Here is a 26,016-nt window from a genome sequence, read left to right on the forward strand (position 1 = left end):
AAGGTGATTATTATGAAGATTACTATGAGAGCAATTAGAGATTTCTGCGGGACTGACTTTTATAACCGGGGGAAGTCTTATTATGAACAGGGGTGTGTCCGCAGCCTTACCTTTTACCCGGACGATAGCAGCTATGAAGCACAGGTGAAGGGAAGGAAAGTATACGAGGTGAATATTTATATTTATGATCGTACCGATACCTTCAAAGCAGACTGTTCTTGTCCTGCCTATGAGAACTATGGCTGCTGTAAACATGTGGCGGCAACACTTATTGCTATACACATGCAGCAGATGAAGGAGCCTACCGATACACAAGCTGCTGCATCCAGACGCGTAAATAAGTCTAAATACAACCAGACCGAGCAGCTTATTTCTTCTTTTCAGAAATCGGTTCTTAACCGTGAGAGTGAGCCTGTGCTATTCGGTCATGTAGAGCCGCTGCAGTTTGAGTTCACGCTTAACGTTCATGGTGGTTACAATAGCAATCCGCGATTCTCCGTTGAAATGCGTGTGGGAATCAAACGTCTGTATGTAGTGTCCAAAATAAACGAGTTTCTAGAGCATTTCGAGCAGCGTAAGCCGTTATACTTCAAGAGTATATTTACCTTTGATTCTGAAAACCAGCACATTAATCCTGCGGATATGAAATTCCTTGAACTGCTGATTCTAATGAAGAACACTGAGAAAATTTATAGAAATGATCTCCCCAACTATTATAATAACTCCTTAAAGGATGGGAAAACAATTGTCGTCACCCCGCTGGCCTGGGACAAGCTTAAACTGCTTTTTCCGGAGGTGAATGTCATTATGGGGGGATCGGGGAACCCGGGGATTCGGGCTCAGCTTGCAGAAGAGGCACCTCCGCTTGAATTTACGATTGGACCAGGGAAAAAGCAGGACTATGTTCTGTCAGCTTCAGCACTGGATCATCTGATGCTGTTTCCGGACTACTCCACTATGATCATGAACGGGAAGATATATTCAATAAACAGTACTGTTATAAGTATGCTTTCACTATTAAAGCAGCAGTTTACGGCATCACAGAACATTGAGATTGCTCCCGGACAAATCGAATCGGTCGTTCAGCAGGTACTACCAGCCTTAAGAAAGCTAGGGAAAGTAAGGGTGGAACAGGCAGTAAGCGAGCAAATTGTGGAACCGGACATGCAGGCAAAGCTGTATCTGGATTATGTGGACGGCACATTGACGTTTCGGCTGGAATTTCATTATGACGAGATTATTATCAACCCGCTGGAAGAGAAACCTGATGACGCAGTCCGCGAGCAGAAGATCCTTATCAGAAATGTTCAGCAGGAAAATAAGATCATTGCTGTTCTGGATAATTCTCCACTCAGGCGGGAACGGCAGCACTGGGCTTCAGTAAGTGAGCTGGTCCTTTATGAGGCGCTATATGAGGTTATTCCAGTTCTGGAAGACTATGCAGAACTATTGGTTACCCCGGCTGTTCAGGGACTTGTGCTTGAGCGTAAATCTTATCCCAAAGTCAAAGCGAATTTAAATGAGGGCCTGGACTGGCTGGATATCTCTTTTGAGCTGGAGGGATTGGATGAACAGGAGACTGTTCGCGTCATGCAGGCTATTGTGGAGAAAAAGAAATATGTCCGGCTGAGCAGCGGGGCCTTTCTGTCCCTTGCAGATGAAAGCTTCAGCGAATTCGGCAATGTGGCCGAGCGGCTGAATCTAAAGCGGAAAGATCTGAAGCAATCCGTGATACGCCTGCCTTCCGTTCAAGCGCTGCAGCTTCCGGAGCGGGGGCAAGGGTTCAGGCATACGAAGTGGGGCAAGTCTCTCCGGGTATTCCTGGAGCAGCTGCGGGAACCGGACAGTCTGGAGTTCGAGCTGCCGGCTGAGCTGAAGCCTGTGCTCCGTGACTATCAGGCCAGAGGCTTCCAGTGGATGAAGACGTTGTCGAAGTTCAGATTCGGCGGGATTCTGGCGGATGATATGGGACTGGGCAAAACCATTCAGAGTATCGCTTATATCTGCTCCGAGCTGGCTGAGCTAGAGACTGAGATGCAGGTGAAAGCTCCGGTGCTGATTCTCTGTCCGGCATCCTTGACTTATAACTGGAGCAATGAGTTTGCTAAGTTTGCTCCGGAGGTTAAAGTGCTGGTGGCGGCAGGGCAGAAGGAGGAGCGCAGCGGACTGCTGGAGAGTAAAGCCATGGAGGAAGCGGATGTGATTATTACTTCGTACCCCCTGCTTCGGAGAGATATTGACCTGTATTCCGGCACCACCTTTCATGCGCTAATTCTGGATGAAGCCCAGGCGATCAAGAATTCAGCTTCCCAAACGGCCCAGGCCGTTAAATCTATTATGGCTGCGCGGAAGTTCGCTCTGACCGGAACACCGATTGAGAACTCGGTAGATGAGCTGGAGGCTATCTTCAGTACAGTATTCCCGTCGCTGTTCGCCGGACGATCGGCCTTTAAGGAGCTGCCTGCCGGACGCATCGCCAGTATCGTATCTCCCTTTATTTTGCGGCGGCTCAAAAAAGATGTGCTGGAGGAGCTGCCGGACCGCATCGATACCGTGCAGCGCACAGAACTGCTGGATGAGCAGAAGCAAGTGTATCTCGCATACTTATCCAGGCTCCGTGACGATACCGAACAGGATTTGCTAACCGAAGGCTACCAAAAGAGCCGGATGAAGATTCTGGCGGGAATCACCCGTCTGCGGCAGATCTGCTGCCATCCGTCATTGTTCATCGAGAATTATACGGGCGGCTCAGGCAAGCTGGAGCAATTGCTGGAAACCGTGCAGGAATGCCGCGATTCTGGTAAAAGGATGCTGGTGTTCTCGCAGTTTTCCAGCATGCTGCAGCTGATCCGGCAGAGCTTAGAGGATGCGGGAGTTCAGCCCTTTTATCTGGATGGCTCGACTCCGGCCAGGGAGCGGGTGGAGCTGTGCAGGCGTTTCAATGAAGGTGAAGGCGAAGTATTCCTGATCTCGCTCAAAGCAGGCGGAACGGGCCTTAATTTGACCGGCGCGGACACCGTTATTTTATATGACCTGTGGTGGAATCCGGCAGTAGAAGAGCAAGCCATCGGAAGAGCGCACTGGATGGGGCAACGGAATGTGGTGCAGGTGATCAGGCTTATCACAGAAGGCTCCATCGAGGAGAAGATTCTAGAGCTGCAGCAGCGCAAAAAGGATCTCATCGAAGAAGTCATCGAAGCTGGAGAGAACAAGACCACCCGGCTGTCGGAAGAGGATATCCGTGAGCTGCTTAGGATGTAGATGAGCCCGTATCTATTTTACCCGTACATGCACTTCTAGCCTGGGATCATAAGCACGATTGCGCTGCTGATCCAAGAACTGACGCTGCTGGTATCTTACGTAAGCCTGTAGAATGGTTGAAAACTCGGTCAACAACTCTGCCTCCAGCGCAGAAGAAAACGCACGGTTCAATGTTGGAAAGAGCTGTTAAGGGAGCTTGGCCTGCGTCGCCGCTTGCGTATACTGGCTGCGGTAATCGGTCGGGGAAATCCCTTCCAGCTTGCGGAACGCACGGATGAAAGAGTTCCGGTTGTTGAACCCGACCGAAGCCCAGATGTCCTGGATCGGCATGCTTGATTGGGCCAGCAGCTCCTTCGCTTTTCCAATCCGCAGCTCTTGCAAATACTGATGAAACGGACGCCCCAGTTCTTTTTTGAGCAACCGGGACATGTAATTGGAGGTCGTATGGAATTTGCCGGCCAGCAGCTCCAGATGAATATCCTCTTGATAATGCGTATCGATATATTCCTTGAAGACGAGGTACTCCTGCCGGTTGGCCTCCGGATTCAGGGTATCCATGATTGCAGTAAAGAAACGGGCGATGAACTCCGCTGCTCCATCCATTGACAGCGCCGCATCCGACAGGATCACCCGGATATAATCCCGGTAGACGACTTCGGACAAGGCGGCGTCCTTATGCTTCAGCACTTGGGAACCGATTACGAACAGCTGTAATAAAAGCTCCTTCAGCCCGATATCGCTAATTCCTCCGGGCGCCTTATCATTAAGGACCGTTCCCAGCAGCACAAACAGCTCCTCTTTTTTGGCCGAGCACAGCAAATTGAATATTTTTCTGCTGTCTTCCGGGGTGAGCAGCGTTGCCGCCGTCTGTGCTGCCCCGCTCCCTGAATAATGAATTCGTTCCTTCTGGGATGGGGAGGTTCGCCACATGGCCTTCATCGCATCCAGATAGGACTGCTGCAGCCCCTCGAATCCTCTATGAATCTGCCCGACTCCGACAGATAAGGTCCGAACCTCTTCAATGCTGCGGACACCGGCCTCCAGATATGCAAAATACGGCTCCAATTCCTTCTGGCGTTCGGCAAGCTGCGGAGCATTGGCCAACAAACCGAGTACATTGGTTTCTATTTCTACGATGATCCATTGTCTTGCCGCCGGCACATGGGATTTCATCATTTGCAGAATCCGCCTGCGCACCGCATTTTGTTCGGCTGCATTGTATTGCGAATGGAAGGACTCCGTGAACTTGATGCGGATCAAGGCCACGATAAAGGACGGATGCTCAAAGGCAAAGCCGCATTTATCCAGAAAATCCTCGACCTCCTGCTGATCGGGAAGACGCTTGAAGCGAAGAATGTTCACAAGCCACCGCTCCAGGGCAAGGGGATAAATGAACGACAATTTGTCGTTCAGACTGCTGACATCATCGAGCATCCTGTGGAATTCCCTGTCCAGCAGCTTGTATTCGTTGGAGGGAGGTCCGCCGGAGGTTCGCGGAAGCTTGACGATCAGAGACTGAATGGGCGCATACAGCCTTCTGCTGAGCAGGAAGGATATTACAATGGAGAGAATCATCGCAAGCATGGTTAACAAATTCCCCCAGAACTTCATCACCTTCATGCTGTCCTGAATATCCGCTACGGGCACAAGGGAAATCATATTCAGATTCTTGAAAACAAAGCGGGTATTCTTCTGGATGGCCAGCACCTCTTCCCCGTTAATTACCGTTTTGAGATTAGATTCTTCCCCGGTCTGGAATTTCTTAATGAATTGGCGGGTCTCCGCTTCCGGGCTGTCCATCTCTGTGGAAAAAATCACCTGCCTGTTGTCGTCCAAAACAAACAGTTTGCTGTTGGGGGTAAGCTTGAAGTCCAGAAGCAGCTGGACAATGGAATCGACCTTTACATTGATGACAAATAAATCGTTGGATTTATATTCGGCGATGGCCGTCTGCACAATAGGGAGAATATAGGCCCCGTTCTGTGAAGGCGATCTGGAGGGAGGGAGAATCTGGAACGGCCGCTGCTGGGAGCCGTAAGCCTGCCAGAAATCCTCACTGTACAGCTCCAGCCGGTGGCTTCTGCCGAAAAAATCGGCAGCGGAGTAGGTTCCCTGGTCGCTTATGATTAGAGCATCCCGCTTCTTGTATATAAAAACATTGTCCACATATTCGTTCATCAGCCGAATCCGTCCGAGTGAGCGAATGCTGTGGGAGACATATGAGTATTTGGCGTGATTATCCACGGTGAAATTCGAGGAAAAGACCTGCATGGTGGCCTCGTCCAGCGCCAGAAGATAATTAAAGCTGTAAATTTCGGTGAATACCTTGTCCAGCCTGTCGGCAATATTGTTCAGAACCGTGTTGTAATTCTCCTGCATCCGGGTCTCCAGATACCATAGATTGATCCGGTAGTTAATCAGATTAACCACCTGGGTCATGGATGCAAGAATTAGAAAGAAAAAGAAAAAGCGGTACAGGATGCTGCGGAATCTGCCTTTAATAAATGAAGCTACTCTCCCTCTCACTTGTGTCTCCCCCTCCAGGACTCCGGATATCTTTGGATCAATAATAGTAGAAAAAAACAATGAAAGGCTATATCTGTGGTAGATATAATAACATAAAAGGCTAAAATTGAGACATTTATAAAAAAAGTATGTCGAATAAAATATAATTATGTCATTAAGTATTACATATATTCACTTTTGTCTCTTTCGGGATGAGGATGAATGTTCTTTAATATGACATATAAACCACAAGGGGAGGTGATTTGATGAATCGGGTGATCGCAATGGGCAAGGTGCGGACGGCCACGATAAGAAGGGAGGGACGGATGAACAGAGTCAGGAGAATCATCAGGAAAAATATCCACTATTATATCCTGCTGCTTATACCGCTTCTATATATTCTGGTGTTCAGCTACGGGCCGATTATCGGCAATGTCCTAGCCTTTCGCAAGTATGTTCCGGGAGGTTCCATCTACGGGGAGGAATGGGTAGGGCTTCGCTATTTCAAAATGTTTCTCGGAGAGGCGAGCTTCTGGAGAGCCTTCCACAACACCTGGCTGCTGAATATTTACCATTTAGTATTCACCGTTCCGGTATCGATCCTGTTCGCCTTGATTATGAATGAGATCCATTCCGTCAGGATGAGAAATATAGTGCAGACAATCTCCTATCTGCCGAATTTCTTCTCGATTGTCGTCGTTGTAGGCTTAATGACAGAGCTGCTGTCGCCAACTTACGGGTTGGTCAACGAGCTGCTCGGCCAGCTCGGCATTTCGCCTATTTTCTTTCTGAACAACGCAGATTGGTTCCGCACCTTGTATATCTCCTCGGAGATCTGGCAGTTCACAGGCTGGAATTCCATCATATTCTTTGCAGCCATCACCTCGATCGACAAGCAGCTGTATGAGGCGGCGGATATGGACGGCGCGGGAAGATTGCAGAAAATATGGCATGTGACCCTGCCGCAGATTATGCCGACCATTGTTGTCGTGTATATTATGTCCCTGGGGCATTTGATGAGCGTTGCCTTTGAGAAGGTCCTCCTCATGTATACGCCAAGCAATTCGGAACGAAGCGATGTCATTGAGACGCTCGTCTACCGCATCGGCATTCAGGGAACCAATTACAGCTACTCTACGGCCATCAGCTTATTCAGCGGTCTCCTGGGACTTCTGATCGTGGTTGCGGCCAATTATCTCTCCAAGAAATATACCCGGTATTCTTTATACTGATCCGGAAGGAAGGAGTCTGTTATGCGTCATGCTGCATCCCTTGAGGAACGGATATTCAAGCTGTTTATCGCTTTGTTCGCCATAACGGTAACAGGTATGGTCTTGCTGCCGTTTGTCCATCTGCTGGCAGTCTCGTTCAGCAGCTCCGCAGCCAATGCCAGCGGGAAGGTAATGTTCCGTCCGATCGGGTTTCATACAGTGGCCTATCAATTTATCCTGACCCACCGGGATATTCTTACCGGATTCCGCAACTCTATCCTGCAGACCTCGGTCGGAACGGCGATCAGCCTCCTTTTGATGACAATGTGCGCCTATCCGCTATCCAAAAAGATTGAAGGACAGCCCTTTTTCGTCTGGCTGATTATGCTTACCATGCTTTTCCATGGCGGCATGATCCCTACGTATATGATGATTAAGGGATTGGGGCTGCTGGATACTATCTGGGCTGTCATTCTGCCCTTCTGTATTACCCCCTATTACTTAATGCTGATGATGAATTTCTTTCGGCAATTTCCTGAAGCTATTGAGGAGGCGGCCCTTATCGACGGATTGAATCCGATTCAAATTCTGTTTCGGATTGTGCTGCCCTTGTCGAAACCGATCCTGGTGACGATGGCCCTGTTCATGATGGTGTTCTACTGGAATAACTGGTTCAGCTCGCTGATTTATTTGAACCGGACGAGCATGTATCCCATTATGCTGATTGTCCGCAATATTCTGGAGGGGCAGCAGCTGATTAATGGCGGGGTAGGAGGGAAGGAAGCGACCAAATATCTCTCTTCCGCAGCGCTGAAGGCAGCCTCCATTATGGTGACATCGCTGCCGATTTTCTGCCTGCTGCCGTTTACCCAAAGATACTTTACAAAAGGAGCCTTAATCGGAGCGGTTAAGGGTTGAGTTCGGCAAGAGAAGGCCCATAGGAAAAGGAGAGAAGCATATGAAACGACTCATGGGAGTGCAGAGCTTCGGAAGATGGAAGAAAACAGGGACCGCGTTGCTGGTTGTTCTGTCTGCATTGACTGCCTGCTCGAACGGAGGGGACTCCGCAAGCACACAGGATCAGAAGGCGGGGGCCGAGGGCGGGGGGCCGGCAACATTATCCATGCTGCTGGCAGACGGCGGAGTTCCGTTCAGCAAGGATTGGCCGACCTTGGTCGAACTGGAGAATAGAACGAATGTGAAGCTGGATGTCCAGGCGGTCCCTTCCGATTATCAGAGCAAAGCCAAGATCGTGTTAAGCTCGGACAAAATCCCCGATATGGTGACGAGTGTGCAGCAGCCTACAGTTCTGGAGATGAGCGAAACCGGGGTGCTGCTCCCGGTCAGTGATTATCTGGACAGGCTTCCACATCTCAAGAGCCGGATTGAAGAGTTCCGGATTGAAAAGGAGCTGGACAACTGGAGAGGCACAGACGGCAAGCTGTATGTCTTTCCGTTCATGAAGGATTATGCCAACTATAACCGTTCGCCGCTGATCCGTTCGGATCTATTGGAGCAGAACGGGCTTCAGGCGCCGGCGAATACGGATGAGCTGTACACGCTTTTGAAAAAATTAAAAGAGCTTTATCCGGACAGCTATCCTCTGACCGGAACCAGTGCAGAGGACCTGCGGACCATGTTCGGCACGGCCTGGGGAGTCGATGCGAACTACAAGGGCTTTATCTTTGACGAAGCTGCGGGGCAATATGAGTATTTATTTACCAGCGACAAGTACAAGGCTTATCTCACCTACCTGAACCGGCTGATCGATGAAGGGCTGGCTGATCCGGAAATGTTCACATCCACCAGTGATCAGCTGATGCAAAAAGTATCGACAGGCAAGAGCTTTGTCTATTTCTACTGGAATGGCGAGCACAAGAGCGCGATCAATCTGCTGGGCAAGGAAAACAGCGGACCGGAATTCGAAATTTCCATGCTTGAGCCTATCGCTGGTCCGGCGGGCAAAAAAATGCTGGTCGGTGACCGTATTTCGAACGGGATGGTGATTCCGGCCTCGGCAGCGGACAAGCCGTATTTCAATGAGCTGTTGAATTTCATTGATTATCTCTACTCTGACGAAGGTATCGATTTGCTGACCTGGGGAATCGAAGGGGAGACATATACGGCGGTCAATGGGGAGAAGCAATTTACCGAAGAGATGCTGCATAAAGACAATCTGAACCGGGCCCTGTGGGAAATCGGCGCCGCCAATGGCTCCTACGTGATGCTCTGGCCGTACAAGTGGTTTGCGGCAGTGCTGGGCGATCCGGATTTTGAGACAATGACGGAAGTCGCCAACAGCGAGAACTGGTTCGCGGATGTGACCAAAGTGCCTTCGCTATCCTCGGCGCAGCGGGAGGAAGAGAATTTGATCTACGCTTCGGTCAATGACTATTTTGCCAAAATGACGGAGCAGTTCGTATATGGCACCCAATCCATAGAGAGTGATTGGAATGCTTATGTGAAGGAAATGAACTCCATGGGAGTCGACAAGCTGAAGAAGATGTACAACGATTCGCTGCACGAATAAGAATGCCCAAAGGAGAGCTGATGATGATAGCCAACGAAACGGAGCGAAGAATAGCCATTCTCCAGACAACTCTGGTCAACCGGGGGATAGGCGCGCTGGTTGCTTTTGCCAATGGCACACGCGAGGGTGCCGGCACGGTGAGGTATCTGACCGGTTGGATGCCGTTTAATTCTGAGGTATTTCTGGTGGTTCCGGCCAAGGGGAGAGCGGTTGTTGTATCCGCCGACAAGAACAGGGCGCGGGCGTTCCGGATGCGGTTCGGCGCAGCGGGCGAGGTTGTGAAAACAACGGATTTGTACGGTTCTCTGCAAGAGGTGCTCTCGCGGCTGGTTCCTGCCGGCACAGTGGTGGCCTATACTGGGGACGCCGACTTTACGGTTAAGCAATCGGCAGAATTCTTTGCCTTGCTGAGTGAATACGACAGGCTGGACGGAAACGCTATTGTGAATGTCCAGCGGCTTGAACGCACGCCGTATGAAGCCGGCAAACACCGCAAAGCGACTGAAATCGCCGATAAGCTGGTGGCCCATGCCATGGGCATCGCTTCGGTGAAGGGAATCACCGGGGCGGAGATTATGGCAGAGGTCGAATATCTTGGGAGAAGGCTGGGGGCGGACTCGTCCTCCTGCTGGCTGGCCATCGGCGAACGTCCGCCGGAAACCTATTTTGAGCTGTTTGAGCTGGTCGAGCCGGTCGGTCCCCATTCCAGGGTGCAGATCGGAACGACGGTATGCCTGGACGGATACTACTCCCAGGTGCTGCGGATGGGAATGTTCAGTGAGCCTTCGCCCGAGCTGCAGAGCACTTCTGCCGCGATTATCCAAATGCAGGATGCCGCTCTGGCCAAAATGGTGCCGGGGACACCCGTTCATGAGCTTGTCGATGTGCTCGAAGAGATGATCGATGCCCACTGTTCATATACAAGGACAACCGATCCCTTCCGTTTCCAGTCGATACACGGTATGGGCAACAGCTACAGTGAGCCTGGCGTCGCGCCTTTTCTGAATGCGGGCCGGGATAAATCGCTGGATGCCGGTTCGCCGCCGGTGCGGGAACACATGGTCTTTGAGGTGCATCCCAATTTCACGATGCCCGAGCTGGGACATGTCTGTCACGGGGATACAGCCGTCGTGGGGAAGAACGGGGGAGCCTGGCTGTCGAAGACGCCGCGGGGCATTTATCGCCTGTCATAAAATCATAACCGAGGGGGACATAAGATATGCGCATTGGTGCCGATGGGAAATATCTGCCGGGAGGGCAAAATCTGAATCCGGTAGAGAAGCTTGAATATGCCCATAGTCTGGGCCTAGAGGGATTATTCTTCCGTACCATTCTTGATATCAGCCCCAAGCTGGACCGCCTGCAAATCGGGGCCGTGCAGCAGAAAGCGCAGGAGCTCGGCCTGTATTTGGAGGCTGGGCTTGGCCGGGTGAACCCCTATACGAATCCTGAAACGCCGGAGCTGCGGGCGGCCGGCGACGGGGATGTCCTGCTGGGCTTCCGCCGGATGATGGAGGCCGCAGCGGCGGTGGATATCCGGGAGCTGTGGATTTCCACCGGGGGGGCCAAGCCCTATAAGGGGAAATTCGGGACCGATAGGTTCCGTACCGATGTGCTCTGGGAGGAGCAATTGGAAGCGACGCTGCGGCTGCTGCTGAAGCTGAAGCCCATTGCCCTCGACCTGGGGCTTCATCTGAATATGGAAACCCATGAAGAAATCACTTCCTATGAAATTGTGCGCCTGATTGAAGCCGTCGGGTCCGAAGTGATGGGTGTTGTTTTTGACACAGCCAATGTGATGATCCGCGGGGAGCATCCGGTACTCGCGGCCAAACGCCTCGCTCCCTATGTCCGCCAGTCGCATATCAAGGATGCTTACCTTGAATTGACCGACGGCGGTGTGTATCAGCGCGCAATGCCGGGCGAAGGGAACGGTGCGGTAGATTTCCGCGCAGTACTCACGGAGCTGAACCGCTATAACCCGGATGTGACGTTATCCTTCGAGGCCCAGGTCTCGCGGAATGGCCGGATACCCGGAGAACCGATGCTTATTGAAATCTATGATCCGGAGTGGATTCAGGGGCATCCGGATCTGACGCGGGAGGATTATGCGGCTTATTATGAGCTGGCAAGGAATTATACGGAGGGGATACGCAGCGGAGAGTTCAAGAGCTGGCAGACGCTGAATGCGGAACGGTTTGAAGAGGAGGAGGCTGTTCAAGCGGTGGTTTCCTCCCGTATTTATATGGACAGGCTCTGCCGGGAGCTGGGGATCAAGCGTGAAGGGGTTTCTTCCCATGTCTAGGATTCCTTCCGGCCGCAAGGGGATATTCACCAAAGAGTTGCCAGGTCCGTCCACTCCGTTCAGAGAGGCGGTTATGGAAGCAGAAAGCCATGGAATCGGCGGCCTGTATCTGGGTTCTCCGCGCAGCATCAGCCCGGAGCTGAATCCTGCCGAGCTGGCGGAGGCCGGGCAGTTCGCCGGGAGCCGGGGGGTGACCCTGGGCATTTCTGCCGGGATGCTCAATCCTTATCAGCCCGGGCGTTCGGAGGAGGCGCTTGCGGCGGGCAGCGGAGATTGGGCCCTGGGGCTGCTCAGGCTGATCGAAGCTGCACGGTGCCTGGGCCAGCGGGAGGTGATGCTGGTCATCGGCACGGAATACGACCGCTTCAACCGCTCGGTAGAGTGGGGGGAGCAGCTCAAGGCGGTCGTAGGCTTCCTGCGGCGGATCACCCCGGATGTCCGCTCCCTCGGCTCACGCATTCTGATCAAAACCCATCAGGAAATCACATCATGGGAGGTGATCCGGCTGCTGGACAGCCTCGATCCTGAACTGTTCGCAGCCGCATTCGATCCCGTGAATCTGATCGTGCGGATGGAGAATCCGCTGGCGGCGGCGGAACGGCTGGCCGGCCGCATAGGCCAGGTTCACCTCGATGACGCGCGGCTGCAATGGAGGGGAAGCGGGCTGGCCCGGGCCTTGTGTCCGATAGGAAGCGGCTGCATCCGCTGGCCGGAGCTCATTATGAAGGTCCGGGCAAGCGATCCCGATGCCTGGTACTGGGGGGAGCTTCATCAAGCCGAACTGGTGATGCCCTTCCTGTCGCCGGGCTGGTTCACTGACCATCCCGATATCATGCTGGAGGAAGTATCGTCTTGGCTTGGCGGCGCACAGCCGCTGACCGCAGCTCCTGAATCTCTTGTCGGCTCAAGAGCCGGTCGGGTAGACGCCCTGTTGGCATTTCTTGATTATCACTGATAAATGAACTGAGTGTAAGCCAGCTCCGGTCCGCTTTATTCGGTGACCGTGGCTGGCTTTGCTTTACTGCAGGCTGACTGCTGTATTCGTGGCCGGGTTCCCTTTGGAAATGAGTTTAAGGGGAAGCGCTCCTTAGCCCGTACCTATTTCTCGCGTACATGCACTTCTAGGCATCTACCCACATACAATAAAAGGACCATGAACCCGTAGTTCTCAACTACAGATCGGTTTCATTGTACATGTACGGGAGGTGTCCCAAGTTGCCAGGAATCATAAGCACGATTGCGCTGCTGATCAAAGAACTGACGCTGCTGGTATCTTACGTAAGGAACAATGCTTTTCCCCAGCCTCTATCGGAGCAGGATGAGAGCAAATACTTAGGGATGATGGCCGAGGGGGACGCCAAAGCTCGAAATTTGCTAATTGAGCATAATCTGCGGCTCGTTGCCCATATAGTGAAAAAATTCGATAACACGGGTGAAGATATGGAGGATCTAATCTCCATTGGTACGATCGGGCTGATCAAAGCGATTGAGAGTTATCGCCCTAACAAAGGAACGAAACTCGCCACTTTTGCGGCCCGATGTATTGAAAACGAAATCCTGATGCACTTGCGTTCGTTGAAAAAGACACGTAAGGACGTGTCCCTGCACGATCCGATTGGGACAGACAAGGAAGGCAACGAGATTACGCTGATCGATATCCTCGGTTCCGAGGCGGATGATGTGATTAAAGAGGTGGATCTGAAGATCGAGAAGAGCAAAATTTACCGTAATCTCGACATTCTGGACGAGAGGGAGAAGGAAGTCGTGGTAGGGCGGTTTGGTTTAGATACCGGCGGGGAAGAACGAACACAGCGGGAGATCGCGAAGGATCTGGGGATCTCGCGGAGTTATGTGTCGCGGATAGAGAAAAGGGCGCTCATGAAGTTGTATCATGAGTTTTATAAGGCGAAAAGGTAAACTCATAATCACAAGGTAATATCCGTTAACAATAGAGCATTTATAAAGCAACTTGTCTGCGGATGAGTTGCTTTTTGTTTTTCAAACTTAATTTTGAATAGGTTTTGTTTTACGAATATATCGTCCTGGAGATACCCCTTCTGACTTAGTAAATTGTTTGGTGAATGAATATATATCCCCGTAACCAAGACTAACGGCTACGTGTTTGATGGGAAGTCCAGATAGCAGCATCATTTTTGCCTGTCTCATTAAATGTTCAGTGTGATATCGCTTAGGGGAAATCCCCGTAGTATCTTTAAAAAATTTCCGAAAGTTCTCGTAGCCCATATTCACGGCAGATGCCACTTCCTGAATATCAAAGTGAATATCATTGGAAACACTAATAAGCTCGCAGGCTTTTGTTATTTTACTTTCATTTTCATTGCTATGAGCATTATGAATGCTACTGTGTAATCTGATAATCAAATCCTGAGACTTCAATAGCAGGGAGGGAAGACTTTCATCTGTTGCACTTTTCAAGGCTTTCAGCAAGGAAACAAAATCAAAGAAAAAATCATTCGTATGCTGTGTCGATTGAACTACCTTATCGGAATTAATAATTCCAAGTGTCTTTAAGTATGAATAGACAGGATACCCGACACTGATATAAAACTCGATCCAATTACCATCTGGTTCAATTGCAGTAGAGTGCAAACGTTCAGGTAAACGTTGAACAAGATCACCTGCTTGCATATGAGTAACGGTACCGTCCGTAGAAATAAACGTTCCACTGCCTTGCAATACTACAAAGCAGCTGTAATATCCTATCTTAAAATCATATTGAGAACGCTCTGCTGATCTTTTCCGCATAAAGCCGCAAGATAAAATACCCTGATTAAAATCTTTGCCGATACATCGGTAGATTACATCATTTTCATTAATGTCTTCAAAATTCATATATTCACACTCCTACCAAAATGGATAAATGAAATACCATACTCAACATTTAATATAAGGGATTTTCCTTATATTATAAGGGTATCTACATTGAAGGATCAACCAATTAGAACAATGGATGGGAGTGTTATTTAAGCCAATGAAGCCGAACAGAGATTGGGAAAATCAATATGTTACTCAAAAAAACCGTTATCCCATGCATGAGCCCTACGGAGTATACGAAACCGTTGAACAGGCTTTAAGTGGAGACCGGAGAAAGTCTAAATACGTAAATAGCCTGAATGGAATGTGGAAGTTTAAATGGTTTGGGTCTCCCGATGAAGTAACGAATGAATTCTATAGTCCTGAACATGATGTTTCCCATTGGGATAATATTCCTGTTCCTTCCAATTGGGAGCTTTCGGGGTATGGAAAACCTGTATACACCAATATGTTGTATCCCTTTGTTCAAAAAGGGGAGGGTTCACATCACGAAATTCAACTCAAGAATAATGAATACATTTTGAATCCGCCTCATGTGCCAGATAGTAACCTTACCGGTTGTTACGTCCGAACGTTTGAAGTTGACGAACATTTTAACGAAAGGGATATATTTATCGATTTTGGAGGTGTAGAATCGTGTTTTTATCTTTGGTTAAACGGCAAACTGGTTGGTTATTCTCAGGACAGTAAGCTTAACGCTTCTTTTGATATCACTGATTACATTCAAAAGGGACAAAACCGTATAGCTGTTCAGGTTATGCGGTTTGGAGCCGGTACTTATCTGGAGGATCAGGATTACTGGCATCTCTCGGGGATCTACAGAGATGTTCTCATTTATGCAAAACCACAGATGCGCATCCATGATTATAAGATCGAAACCCTCTTTTCAGGTAATTACAACAATGCCGAATTATCCGTGACGGTTGTACCTAATAATCAAGCGAATCGTTATGGTGAGGCCCATGTGCGGTTGTCCCTGTATGATAGCGATCAGAAATTGGTTACTGAGTTTGAAACGCCAAAGTTTGCGGATTGTGGATTCTATCTGCAAGAAAAATATGTAGCAAAGGTTACTAAAACCATTTCAAATCCTCACTTGTGGAGCGACGAGAACCCTTATCTCTATAAATTGGTGTTAGAAATGATTGATTTTTCTGGAAATGTAGTTGATATTGAGAGCGCGAATGTCGGCTTCCGTGAAGTGAAGATCGATCGAAAAGGCATCCTGAGAATTAATGGGAAGCGTCTCATTATACGGGGAACCAATCTTCACGCCTTTTGTCCTGAAACAGGACGAGCCGTAACAACAGAATATATGCGTGAGCAAATCAAGGTCATGAAATCGCTGAATATCAATGCGGTAAGAACAAGTCACTATCCCCACGCAATCGAATGGTATGACCTGTGTGATGAACTGGGTATTTACCTGGTAGATGAAGCGAATATTGAAACACACGGTCTTGGCGGCCAGTTAAGCGCGTCCCCCGAATGGACACATGCGTATATGGAACGGGCTACACGGATGGTTCTGAGAGATAAAAATCATCCATCCATTATTCTCTGGTCTCTGGGTAATGAATCCGGTTATGGAGCGAATCATGCTGCGATGTACGGCTGGATTAAGGAGTATGACAAAACAAGGTATGTTCAGTATGAATCTATGAGTCCTCCGGCAAATATCTCCGATATTGTGGCGCCTATGTACCCTCAGAAAGATTGGATTCTGGATGTCATGGCTGAAAGCGAAGATTTGCGTCCTTTTATTATGTGTGAATATGCGTACGCGAAAAGTAACAGTAACGGAAACTTTAAGGAATTTTGGGATCTCATTCATAAATTCCCGCGGTTTCAAGGAGGATTTATTTGGGATTTTCAGGATAAAGCGCTTGTTAAGCATGATAAAGACGGAAATAAAAAGTATGTCTATGGCGGGGCATTCCAGGAAGAAGTTACTGATCCTGCTCCTGATATGTGCCTGAATGGTATTGTTTTCCCTGATCTCACTCTCAAGCCGGCTGCGAATGAAATAAAAAATGTTCAATCTCCTATCCAAATGGATTACATGCCTGGGAATGATGGCTATCGAATTTATAATCATTACACGCATCGGGATTTAAGCCATTTGAATATGGTTTGGGAGCTGGTTTGCGATGGAAATGTGATTGAAAGCGGTAGTTTGCCTAGATATCACACAGCACCCGGATCCGTTGATAAGCTTCAAGCGCCATACGATTCGTCTAAAGTCTCCGGTGAAGCTTTTCTTAATTTCTATGCTTATTTGGACGAGGACACCTTTTATTCTAATAAGGGAGCCTGTATTTATGCATGCCAGATAGAGATTAAAGATTCTGTTAATAAAGTGCATACCGGAGATATAGAAAATGATAGTTTGAAGTATGATGAAACGACAAATGAAATTCATATTTATAATGAAAATACAACGGTTCTTTTCTCGAAAGAAACCGCAGAGTTCATTTCTGTAAAATACAATAACCAGAATTATTTCACGGGAGGAACAAATAACTTCTATCGCCCTCCAACAGGAATTGATGCAGGTATTCATCTTGAATCGTCCAATTATGCAGATGAATGGAAAGCACTCGGGCTCCATTCCAATCAAAAAGAAATCAAGAATATTCGGGTATTTGCAGCACCAGCTGCTGTTATCATTCAAGTTCATTGTATATATCATGGATGCATTGAAACAAAAACCAATTATACCGTCGGCGGCAAAGGTATAGAAATCACAAATACAGTTGTGAACAATGCCAAGGTCGACACCCTCCCGAGAATTGGGCTTAGCTTTAAGTTCTCTGATGCTTGGAAGAATGTGAAATGGTATGGTCGTGGGCCATGGGAAAACTACGCGGATCGTAAATCTGCCGCATTCGTTGGAGTATATGAAAGCACTGTAGAACAGCAGCACGTACCCTATATCTTACCGGTAGAATGCGGTGGTAAGGAGGATGTCCGGTATTTATATTTGTCATCCAAAGAACAAGAAGTAAAAGTATCGGCAGCGGGACATTTCCATTTTGATATTCATGGGCACAGTATTGAGCAATATGACAACGCCGCCTATGAAGACGAGCTGGGAAATTCAGATTCTGTTTTTCTTAATATTGATTACAAACATGCAGGTCTTGGCGGAGATACCGGCTGGACCAGAAATATTCACGATCCATATAAAATTAAGAAAGGTATCTATGTTTACACGGTAACTATAGAAATCATTTCTTAAGAAAAACTAATATATAGGATAATAGCCTGTAGAGATGAGAGAATAACGTCTCATTCCTGCAGGTTATTTATGTTTCTATATCATGAACAAATTTTGGGTATCATCGTAGAGCATTCTACTTTCCGCTATACTTATCTAAGTAGCTTGAATATGCCATTAAAGAGCTTCAGATAGGAGGCAAAAGTGCAAACTTCAGATGATATCCTTTCGTTTATAAGCCGAAATTATTTGAAAAAAGATGAGCAACTGGAGATGCCAACAATAATAAGTGATGATTCTCTTATTGATATAAATATTGTAAAAAGGACTGCCCGTACGCTACGAAGAGTAGGGATCATTACAATGGCATGGCAGTATGGCTTAAGTGCTCAAGAAACTCCGGAGCAGCTGCTGTTACGCTGGACAGTGGGGAAGCGCGCCTATTAGAAGACAATCAACAAACTTTTGACTGGCTGAGAAAGGGATGGATTGTGAAGGAGGTCCGTTTCAAGCAAGATGGGAAATCGGTAGACCGGATATATTACCGTATGGGGTATTTATTATATGTTCAATTGATAAATAAGCAAAAAGACGCAGAACGGGATGTAATAGATCAATTTACGTTATATCAGTCAGAAGCTGCCCGGAGAATGGAAGAAATCATGCGTGTACCGGGCGAACGATTGCTTCAGTTAAAGGGTTTGACAGTATTCTTAGCGGATAGTTTAGCGTGGAGTCTTAGTACTCTGAAGGATCAGGCTGTTTTCCCTGCGAATTGGAGTGTATCCAAACGAATCCATTCATTACACTTTTTACTGGCTTTTAGCATGATATCCTGTACCAAAGATAGTTTTGACTGGAAAGAAATTGGCGCGCAGTATTATCCGGGTATCGGAGGCTCCAAGGCATTTGATCTGTCTAAAATAGAGTTTCTTAACATTCTAGAGACGATAAGCGGTCAGCCAGCGGAAGCATTAGGAATGATAAGCGGAGGGCAGATTACTCCCATCTATTTCGCTGGCACGCTTGAAGGGAAATGGTCAAATTTCCAGGCAGGTCCTGTTCATGCCTTAACAAATGTTTCAGTTTCCCAAGACCAGTATTCAACCGCAGCAACAACGCTATGGTTAGTTGAGAACCGGGCTGTTTTGACGCGAATATCAGCAGAACCTCTTTTCTTGCAGGAGACTAATTCTTTAATCGTATGCGTAGACGGCCATCTGCGGAGTGTGCACCGGTATTTTATCAGACAATTAATGAATAGTAGCTCAATCGACCAAGTGATCTTGTGGAGTGATTATGATGAGGCGGGGCTGCAAATTGCAAGGGAAATATATCAGTCACTTAGGGGACATAATGTGCGGCATAAATGGGTCTGTCCTGATCACTCCATAATAACAAGTTGGCCGGATTATCAACAGCACATGGGGATTTTGCTGCAATATATGAAGTCTGAACAAGAGATTGTGTTAGGGGAGGCAGAGGATTGGAGAAGATGGATCAACCATTAATTTCGATATTTCAGACGAACGAATCCAAACCGGAAATGCATCAGGCCTTAAGGGATATTGCACTATTATCAGGAGTGCTGAATGATCTTAACTCACAAAACTTTCTGCAAACACCTATCGAAATATTACGGTTCTTACGTATTATTCAACTGATCAATGAGGAGGCCTTGGGACTGGATGAACCGATTGAGAACGTAGATACACTGTATTTTCGTTACCGGAACCGCTATAAGGACCTTGACCCGCCAAGCAAGAAAAAGGTTGAACAGATTGTAAATGTCCTGGTGAAGTATAACTGGATATCCAAACAAACAAGGCAGCTAAAAATGCGTGATGTAGGGAAGCGGATGATGGATACGCTCATACGACTTGCCAATGATTCTTTAGCCTATTACATGCATGATGATATTGGCCGATCGTTATTCCAGGCCAGACGGGATGCCGAGCTTAGCGAAGCCTATGATGATCATGGCATTTCCGGCGGCAACAAAATAGCCAGTATGATTCGTAATGTGGAAAATGCTATACAACTGATGAAAGAACGTGAATTAGAAATGCTGGCCGACCGTAATGCACTGCCTCAGTTAGAGATCATCCATCAGTTGATGCAGGAGCTTGAAATAAAGCTGACGGAGCGTTTCCGTCAATTTCATACGTTAGAGGACAGTCTTGTGCTCAGTCATTTAATGCAGGCAGGAACTTCTGCACTTGCCGATGGCACGAATCTGAGTATGGGAATGATTAATAAATATCTCAAATTTACGATGATGAAGCAAACGATGCTCTTGTCCTCGATTAATCCGGAAAAAGTCAGGATGTTCATTACACAAATGTATGACCCGCCTCAAGAATCAGATATTCCTAATGCTCATCAGATTATGAGCTTTATGGAGCAGAATGAATACGAGGGGGAGTCCATGGATGGTCTGTGGATGCCTGTTAAATTCGCCGCTTCGCTGTCCGGTGTAGCCATTAGTGAAGCTATTCAATATCTGGAGGACTATGAGCCGCTAGTGGACAGGATGCAGGAAGATATCCAGGACACCCAATATATCCATGAGGAAATTGATATTACACAATTAGAGGATATGATGGGAGATTCAGAGTGGTTGCTGACTAAATCTATGATTGAGACGGACGCCATTGAACTATTCATGCAGGAAGTGGAGCAAGCTCCGCTAGAGACGGTAATCATTGAAGCAACATCTGCGGAGTGGGGCGATGCGATTAATGCACTTACGGCGTTATCTGCGTTAGTAGGCAGCAAGAAGTTGACGATGGAAGAAGCTGCAGAGAATTCAGAATTCCAGGCCCCGCTATACGACAAAGAATGGGACTGGATGAATCCGGAGGATATTAATCAAGTAGTTAAACATAACAAATCTTCAATGAACATGCAGAAAAGGAGTGACGATGAGCTTGACGGATGAATTAAATGTAAATCCGCTTAATGTCATGCAGGCAATCAAAGGCATGCTGACCGAGGCGGAAGAGATCGTGTTTATGAATCTTTTATTCTCATCCTCTGCAACAATACGTGTGGGCAATTTCGGCTTATCCCGGCGCGAGGTGGAGAAGCAATTAAAGATCTCTGATGATGGCGAACAGTTCAATTCGTTTTTAATACGGGTGAATCAGGCGGTAAGCCGGTATTTTAAAGTAATCTATGATGTGAAAAGAGATCAGGTGATCGTGATGATGCGGGTTCCTGCCCGATCGGCACGTAGTACGTTGTCCAAAGAAAGTCTGGCCATTCTCTTGTTTATCTTTTATCAGCAAGAAGTGTTGCAGCATGAGTTCACGCTATTCGATCAGTTGCTAAATGCTCTTGGACATGAGACAACAAAGGCAAATCAGCGTTTGATTCTAAATATTGACCAATTAAAAAAAATCGGGGCACTCGAAGAATATGATACAAATTCAAATGAGAAGGCGTATACCATCACTGGAATTGGTGCTAATATGTTCTCGGATTCCTTTCTGCGGCGTACGGTTGAATTTAGTCAATCCAATCAATTAAACAAAGAGGAAGTTCTGAAGTTTTTCAAAAGATATAATCTGTATCAGGAAGGAACTGACGAAGAATAATGATACCTTGGAAAATGTGGTTTACTGGCATTCGGGATTATCAGCCAACGATGATGGACTTGTCAGGAAAAGAATCACATATCTTGATCACCGGCCCTAATGGAGCAGGGAAATCTACCATAACGTACTGCATGGGGGTTGTTTTGTATTCTTCCAAGGTAGATATAGATGGTCTGAAATCCCGCAATCTCCTTCCGGATGATACGTGGAAAGCTCATATTCGGCTATTGTTTAAGAACGAGGGAAGTATGCGCATTGATGCCCCTGCTTTTATCGAATTCTCGATTTATATTCTGCAGGAACCGGGACAGCCCGCGAAGAAGGAATTTATCATTCAATCGGGGGATGATCCGGAGCAATGGGATGAGACTATTAAGTATACTTCCGGTGACCGTCAATACAATTTCACTACGTACAAGAAGGACCTCCAGTACAAATACAAAATTGATCCCGATCTGTTCTACCTGATTTGGTATCAGCAGGAGGTCAATCAATTCGCGGTCATGGACCCGCAGGAGCGGTTTCGTATTTTTGCTGAAATGCATGGCATTGATCAGGTACAGCACAACTGGGAAGAAAGTATGGAGAAGTTGAAGGAAGTACAGGAGAGTCTAAGAACAGCGGATATAAACGTGGCCAATAAAAAGCAATGGCTTGGGATGGCGAAGGTAGCGCTGGAACGATATGAGGATAATCGCAAGCGCCTTGTAGAAGGAGGCCGGATGTACGCTGGAGCACTGCTGAAATTAGAAAGCTTTTACAAGCAGGAACAACAGCATTTAGTAGCGAAGCAAGAACAATTGCTCGTGGACCAGGAAGCAGCGAAGGATAGCCTTGACCTATTGCAGGAACAAGCCGAACGGATTAATTATGAGCTGTCGCAGGTCCAAACAGAAAATGAGCGGATTAATGAGGAAATCATTGTATTGCAGGAGAAGCTATCTGTTGTAAACAATGAAATAAATGACACCACGAACGTTATTAATGAATTGAACAACCAGCTGAAGGAGCTGAATCAAGAAAAGTCTGGAATTACGCGGACTGAAGAAGAGGTACAGGGGCAGCTCGCGGCCATCACTTTACAGCTTCAAGCGTTGAATAATGACACAGGGAAAGCCGAAGCTGACATTCAGGGATCTGAGGCTGTTATAGAAGACTTAATGAATTCAAGCTATATTCTGCATGCGCAGATTCAGCAGGATAAGGCACTGGAGTATGAACACCAGGGTCGGTTATGGCAATATCACAGCAGTTATGATGTGAATAAGAATATTGCAGCATTAGAGCAAAGAATTGGCGATTTCAAGCATGAGCAGGACAGGAAAGTGAAGCTGCTTCAGGAATTAACAGAAGAGGGACTTCAGCTTGAGCATAATAGATTATGGTCGGACCGCCAAAGAGAATCACTTGCGCTATTTCAAGCGAATGGGGTGCGTGCTTATACTTTAAATGAGCTGGTTGAATTAGACGAGTCCGCCCGGCCGGCAGCAGAGGAGCAATTCGAAGCTATTAAATATACAGTGTTTTTTGATGGTATGCATGTACAGGCTCCGAATGATTTGTATCATGTTCCTCTGCGGAGTATCGTGCCGGATCGATCGGTTACTGACATTGAGGAGCTTCAGATTCATGTGAAAAAAGGCATCAGAGATGATGTGTTTCCGCATGCAGTTAAAGCTCTATGGTGGGTAGAGCAATTCTATCAGGCAGGAGAAATACGTGTAGAGAAGGGTCTGCTGATTGATCCGAGGGGGATTCGCGGGCCACAGGAGAAGAAGAACTATATCCTAAGCCAGAAGGCTCTGCAGAAGCGTAAAGAGGAAATTCAGAAGAACATTGGCCAATTAAATACAGTGCTTGCGGATATCGAAGACTCCATTAAGAGTGATACGCAGACTATGCAGGAATTGCATGCGATTATTCAATCTGTTCGTGAATCAGAAGCTTTCCTCACCAGGAAGCATGAACGTGAAGGCAGGGCCGCGAAATATACCACAGAGGTGCTGCGTCTTGACGAGCAGAAGCTGCAGCTTCAGGAACTAAAGGTTGTGCATAAAAAGTGTATCGAGAAACAGGTCAAGCTGGAGCATACGCGGGATATTTTGCAGCAGGAAGCGGATTTTTATGTGCGCTTGGGACAGCAGAAGGAACAGTATGAAATGCTGCAGCAAAAGGCGAAACACCGCCAGAGCCTAACTGCGCAACAGGATATGATGAAGCAGCAATCTGACACACTTGAAGAACAGCTTGATCAAATAGCAGACAATGAACGCAGGCTTAACCGCAAGCAGGCCAAGAATCATGACGATGCTGAACAGGTAACGCGTACGTTACAGCAAGTGAATGTTCAATTAAAAGATACAAATGAGGCGCTTGATGCATCACAAATAAATCTGCTTACGGCTATCGAAGAAATTGAGGATTTCAAAGGAACGGCCCGATTTATTTATGATGAGCTGATTAACGAGCTTGAACCAGAACCTAATAATGTAAAAAAAAAGCAGTCGCTGGTCAAGCTTCGCCAAGAGTATGAGTCTGGGAAAGTTACGTTTAATAATGCCAGATATGAAACGGGTCTTGATCCTGCGGCACCTGACAATTACAAAGTCATTGAAGAAGAGGTTCTCCGGCTGAAGGATGAGTATAAGCGGACAAGCTTATTGTTTGAAGAGAATCAGGAACGGGCTGAGACGCTCAGGGATCAATTGGAGACAACCATCAATATGAGAGTGCTGGAAATTCAGCAGCGATTCAAGAACTATATGAGCGGTTTTCAATTCGAGGGGCAGATTGATTGGAAGCAGCAAGAGGATCGCAAGGGACGGGTACTGTTCCATTTATTCATACGAGCCCGTAAGGAAGGGCACCGCGGAACGTTAGAGGATGTCAGTGTAAAGGCACGGGGAGGAAGAGTGGGCAAAGGTGTCTCTGGCGGAGAGGAATCGCTTAGTTCACTTTTGTTTGCACTCGCTTTGTTACAGAATCTGCAAACGGCCCCCGGCTTTATTGTGATGGATGAATTCGATAGTGCGTTAGATGAGCAGCGAAAGTTAAAGGTATTTGATCTTTATGCCAGCGAGCTAAAGCGCAAATTAATTATCCTGTCTCCGAAGTCGCATGAGAACTCCTACCTGGATCGTTTCTCCAAAGCGTACATTGTGCATCATGATCCTACTGTACCTTGGAGTAAAGTGACGGGGTTAATTCTAAAGCGTGAATGAGAGCTTGAGAGCGGACGAAGCGTGAGATTGCGAAGGACTTAGGGATCCCACAGAGTTATGTGTCGCGGATTGAGAAGAGAGCGCTGATGAAGCTGTATCATGAGTTTTATAAGGTGAAGCGTTAGGGGATTGGAAAGAGGCGGTTTCAAAATGATATGCTCCCCATACAGTAAACAGGCGAAATAATAAAAACCTGTTGCTGTATGGGGAGCATTTTTTGGTAAGCTTCTGCAAAGGACGTGCTGCTCCTTGTATTCTTGACGGGGGGGATGCCTGGAATTCTAATTTTTTCCAATATGCTTCTTACGATATTGAAGTGGCGAAATATCATGTTTTTTTTTAAAAGATCTGGAGAAGTAGGGAACCCAATTATACCCACAAAGTTCAGCTATTTTTTCTATAGAATAGTCAGTTTTAAGCAATAAACCTCTAGCCTGTTTCAACCGGTATTCCTTTAAATATTCCATTGGTGTATATCCGTAATATTGTTTCAAATATTTGGCGAGAGTATTCTCATGTAAATTGAATTTAGCAACTAAAGTGTCATTTGTAATATCTTTATTAAAATTCGCACGTATAAATTGTTCTACTTTTTCAGCAATTAAAACGCTTATATCTTTTGCATTATTTTGCCCATCCAAGAGATTTAGCAGAGAAAAAAATCGTTGTTGAATATCCCAGAATTTTATATTTGTATCTTTTTTCGTTGTATTAACTAGTAATTCTTGAATTTTTTCGTAAATATCATCTGTATCAATAAGATGGGATTTTTTGGAGAGATGGATAGTATGAAATTTATTATGAAAGTGAAGTGAAGGAATAGGAATATTGGATTCCAGTTGTCTTGATTGATTACTCTGTTCGTAGTTTCCGGTTGTGAAAATGTGAATCCAATAAAATTTCGTTATTTCATCTGTTGGTTTTAATGGATAATGATGCTTATTTGGCAACAAGACTAACATTTCATTTGCTCTGACTGTATAATCTCTCCCCTCCTCTCCTATGTACAAAGCCCCTTCTTTAACAAAGATAATATCGAAATATTCCAGATTCTTTCGGTCAGGATGCAAAGTGCCTATTCCATACTCTGTTAAGTTCCCTTCAATGAAGATAGGAAAAGGTGGAATAGCAATAGATACAAATAAATTATCATTCATATATTGATTGTTCCCTCCCTTATGTATGTTGTCGTAATAATTAAATAATATCATCAAAAGTGAAAAAGTGTAAAAAGATATTGTAATCGTTTATTCAATTATTAATGATTTATATTATACTTAATAGTAAGCGATTGCATTAATAGTTTTTAAATCAATAAATTACCTATTA

The 26,016-nt window shown here is 46.8% G+C and carries 16 protein-coding genes and 1 pseudogene; 14 read left to right on the forward strand and 3 right to left on the reverse strand.

Annotated features, from left to right (window positions below; genetic code table 11):
• Positions 1 to 12 precede the first annotated feature (12 nt).
• Positions 13 to 3,261, forward strand: coding sequence for a DEAD/DEAH box helicase (locus QW71_RS17575; RefSeq protein ID WP_039301171.1), 3,249 nt, complete (start codon positions 13 to 15; stop codon positions 3,259 to 3,261).
• Positions 3,262 to 3,447: 186 nt separating this feature from the next.
• On the opposite strand, the gene QW71_RS17580 is transcribed toward QW71_RS17575, so the two are convergent.
• Positions 3,448 to 5,787, reverse strand: a complete 2,340-nt coding sequence (locus QW71_RS17580; protein ID WP_039301172.1) for a helix-turn-helix domain-containing protein — start codon at positions 5,785 to 5,787, stop codon at positions 3,448 to 3,450.
• Between the two features lie 245 nt (positions 5,788 to 6,032).
• Between QW71_RS17580 and QW71_RS17585 the strand changes: the two genes are divergently transcribed.
• The 7 genes from QW71_RS17585 to sigK all read left to right on the forward strand — a co-directional run bounded on the left by QW71_RS17585 (position 6,033) and on the right by sigK (position 13,729).
• On the forward strand, positions 6,033 to 6,998 hold the full coding sequence (locus QW71_RS17585; RefSeq protein WP_200905934.1) for a sugar ABC transporter permease: 966 nt from the start codon (positions 6,033 to 6,035) through the stop codon (positions 6,996 to 6,998).
• 21 nt (positions 6,999 to 7,019) lie between these two features.
• The gene (locus QW71_RS17590) at positions 7,020 to 7,895 is read left to right on the forward strand and encodes a carbohydrate ABC transporter permease (RefSeq protein WP_039301174.1); all 876 of its coding nucleotides are present in this window, start codon (positions 7,020 to 7,022) and stop codon (positions 7,893 to 7,895) included.
• Between the two features lie 40 nt (positions 7,896 to 7,935).
• A complete protein-coding gene (locus QW71_RS17595; RefSeq protein WP_039301176.1) occupies positions 7,936 to 9,507 on the forward strand; it encodes an extracellular solute-binding protein in 1,572 nt (523 codons plus the stop codon).
• 20 nt (positions 9,508 to 9,527) lie between these two features.
• Complete coding sequence (locus QW71_RS17600; RefSeq protein WP_160311819.1) at positions 9,528 to 10,700, forward strand: Xaa-Pro peptidase family protein; 1,173 nt, start codon at positions 9,528 to 9,530, stop codon at positions 10,698 to 10,700.
• Between the two features lie 26 nt (positions 10,701 to 10,726).
• Positions 10,727 to 11,812 carry a sugar phosphate isomerase/epimerase gene (locus QW71_RS17605; RefSeq protein WP_039301178.1) on the forward strand — a complete coding sequence of 362 codons (1,086 nt, stop codon included), beginning with the start codon at positions 10,727 to 10,729 and terminating at the stop codon, positions 11,810 to 11,812.
• A complete protein-coding gene (locus QW71_RS17610; protein WP_039301180.1) occupies positions 11,805 to 12,767 on the forward strand; it encodes a sugar phosphate isomerase/epimerase in 963 nt (320 codons plus the stop codon). The genes QW71_RS17605 and QW71_RS17610 overlap by 8 nt, the downstream gene beginning before the upstream one ends.
• Before the next feature lie 260 nt (positions 12,768 to 13,027).
• A complete protein-coding gene (sigK, locus tag QW71_RS17615; RefSeq protein ID WP_038587424.1) occupies positions 13,028 to 13,729 on the forward strand; it encodes an RNA polymerase sporulation sigma factor SigK in 702 nt (233 codons plus the stop codon).
• 87 nt (positions 13,730 to 13,816) lie between these two features.
• Here the strand turns inward: sigK and QW71_RS17620 are convergent, their stop codons facing one another.
• On the reverse strand, positions 13,817 to 14,665 hold the full coding sequence (locus tag QW71_RS17620; RefSeq protein ID WP_039301184.1) for an AraC family transcriptional regulator: 849 nt from the start codon (positions 14,663 to 14,665) through the stop codon (positions 13,817 to 13,819).
• A gap of 139 nt (positions 14,666 to 14,804) precedes the next feature.
• Between QW71_RS17620 and QW71_RS17625 the strand changes: the two genes are divergently transcribed.
• The 6 genes and pseudogenes from QW71_RS17625 to QW71_RS39030 all read left to right on the forward strand — a co-directional run.
• Positions 14,805 to 17,888, forward strand: a complete 3,084-nt coding sequence (locus QW71_RS17625; RefSeq protein ID WP_039301186.1) for a glycoside hydrolase family 2 TIM barrel-domain containing protein — start codon at positions 14,805 to 14,807, stop codon at positions 17,886 to 17,888.
• A gap of 347 nt (positions 17,889 to 18,235) precedes the next feature.
• Positions 18,236 to 19,378, forward strand: coding sequence for a DUF2399 domain-containing protein (locus QW71_RS37165; RefSeq protein ID WP_083442599.1), 1,143 nt, complete (start codon positions 18,236 to 18,238; stop codon positions 19,376 to 19,378).
• Positions 19,363 to 20,808 (forward strand): hypothetical protein, encoded by a 1,446-nt coding sequence (locus tag QW71_RS17635; RefSeq protein WP_200905935.1) that lies wholly within the window; start codon positions 19,363 to 19,365, stop codon positions 20,806 to 20,808. The genes QW71_RS37165 and QW71_RS17635 overlap by 16 nt, the downstream gene beginning before the upstream one ends.
• A 25-nt stretch (positions 20,809 to 20,833) precedes the next feature.
• Entirely contained in the window at positions 20,834 to 21,466 is a 633-nt protein-coding gene (locus QW71_RS17640; protein ID WP_373604777.1) for a hypothetical protein, read from the forward strand.
• 248 nt (positions 21,467 to 21,714) lie between these two features.
• Entirely contained in the window at positions 21,715 to 24,687 is a 2,973-nt protein-coding gene (locus QW71_RS17645; protein ID WP_373604776.1) for a chromosome segregation protein SMC, read from the forward strand.
• An 8-nt stretch (positions 24,688 to 24,695) separates the two neighbouring features.
• A pseudogene (locus QW71_RS39030) lies at positions 24,696 to 24,812 on the forward strand (sigma factor-like helix-turn-helix DNA-binding protein); the annotation flags it as partial.
• A gap of 156 nt (positions 24,813 to 24,968) precedes the next feature.
• Here QW71_RS39030 and QW71_RS17650 read toward each other — a convergent pair.
• Complete coding sequence (locus tag QW71_RS17650; protein ID WP_039301195.1) at positions 24,969 to 25,844, reverse strand: AraC family transcriptional regulator; 876 nt, start codon at positions 25,842 to 25,844, stop codon at positions 24,969 to 24,971.
• Positions 25,845 to 26,016: the final 172 nt, after the last annotated feature.

Source organism: Paenibacillus sp. IHB B 3415 (genome assembly GCF_000802655.2).
Lineage (GTDB): Bacteria > Bacillota > Bacilli > Paenibacillales > Paenibacillaceae > Paenibacillus_AQ > Paenibacillus_AQ phytohabitans.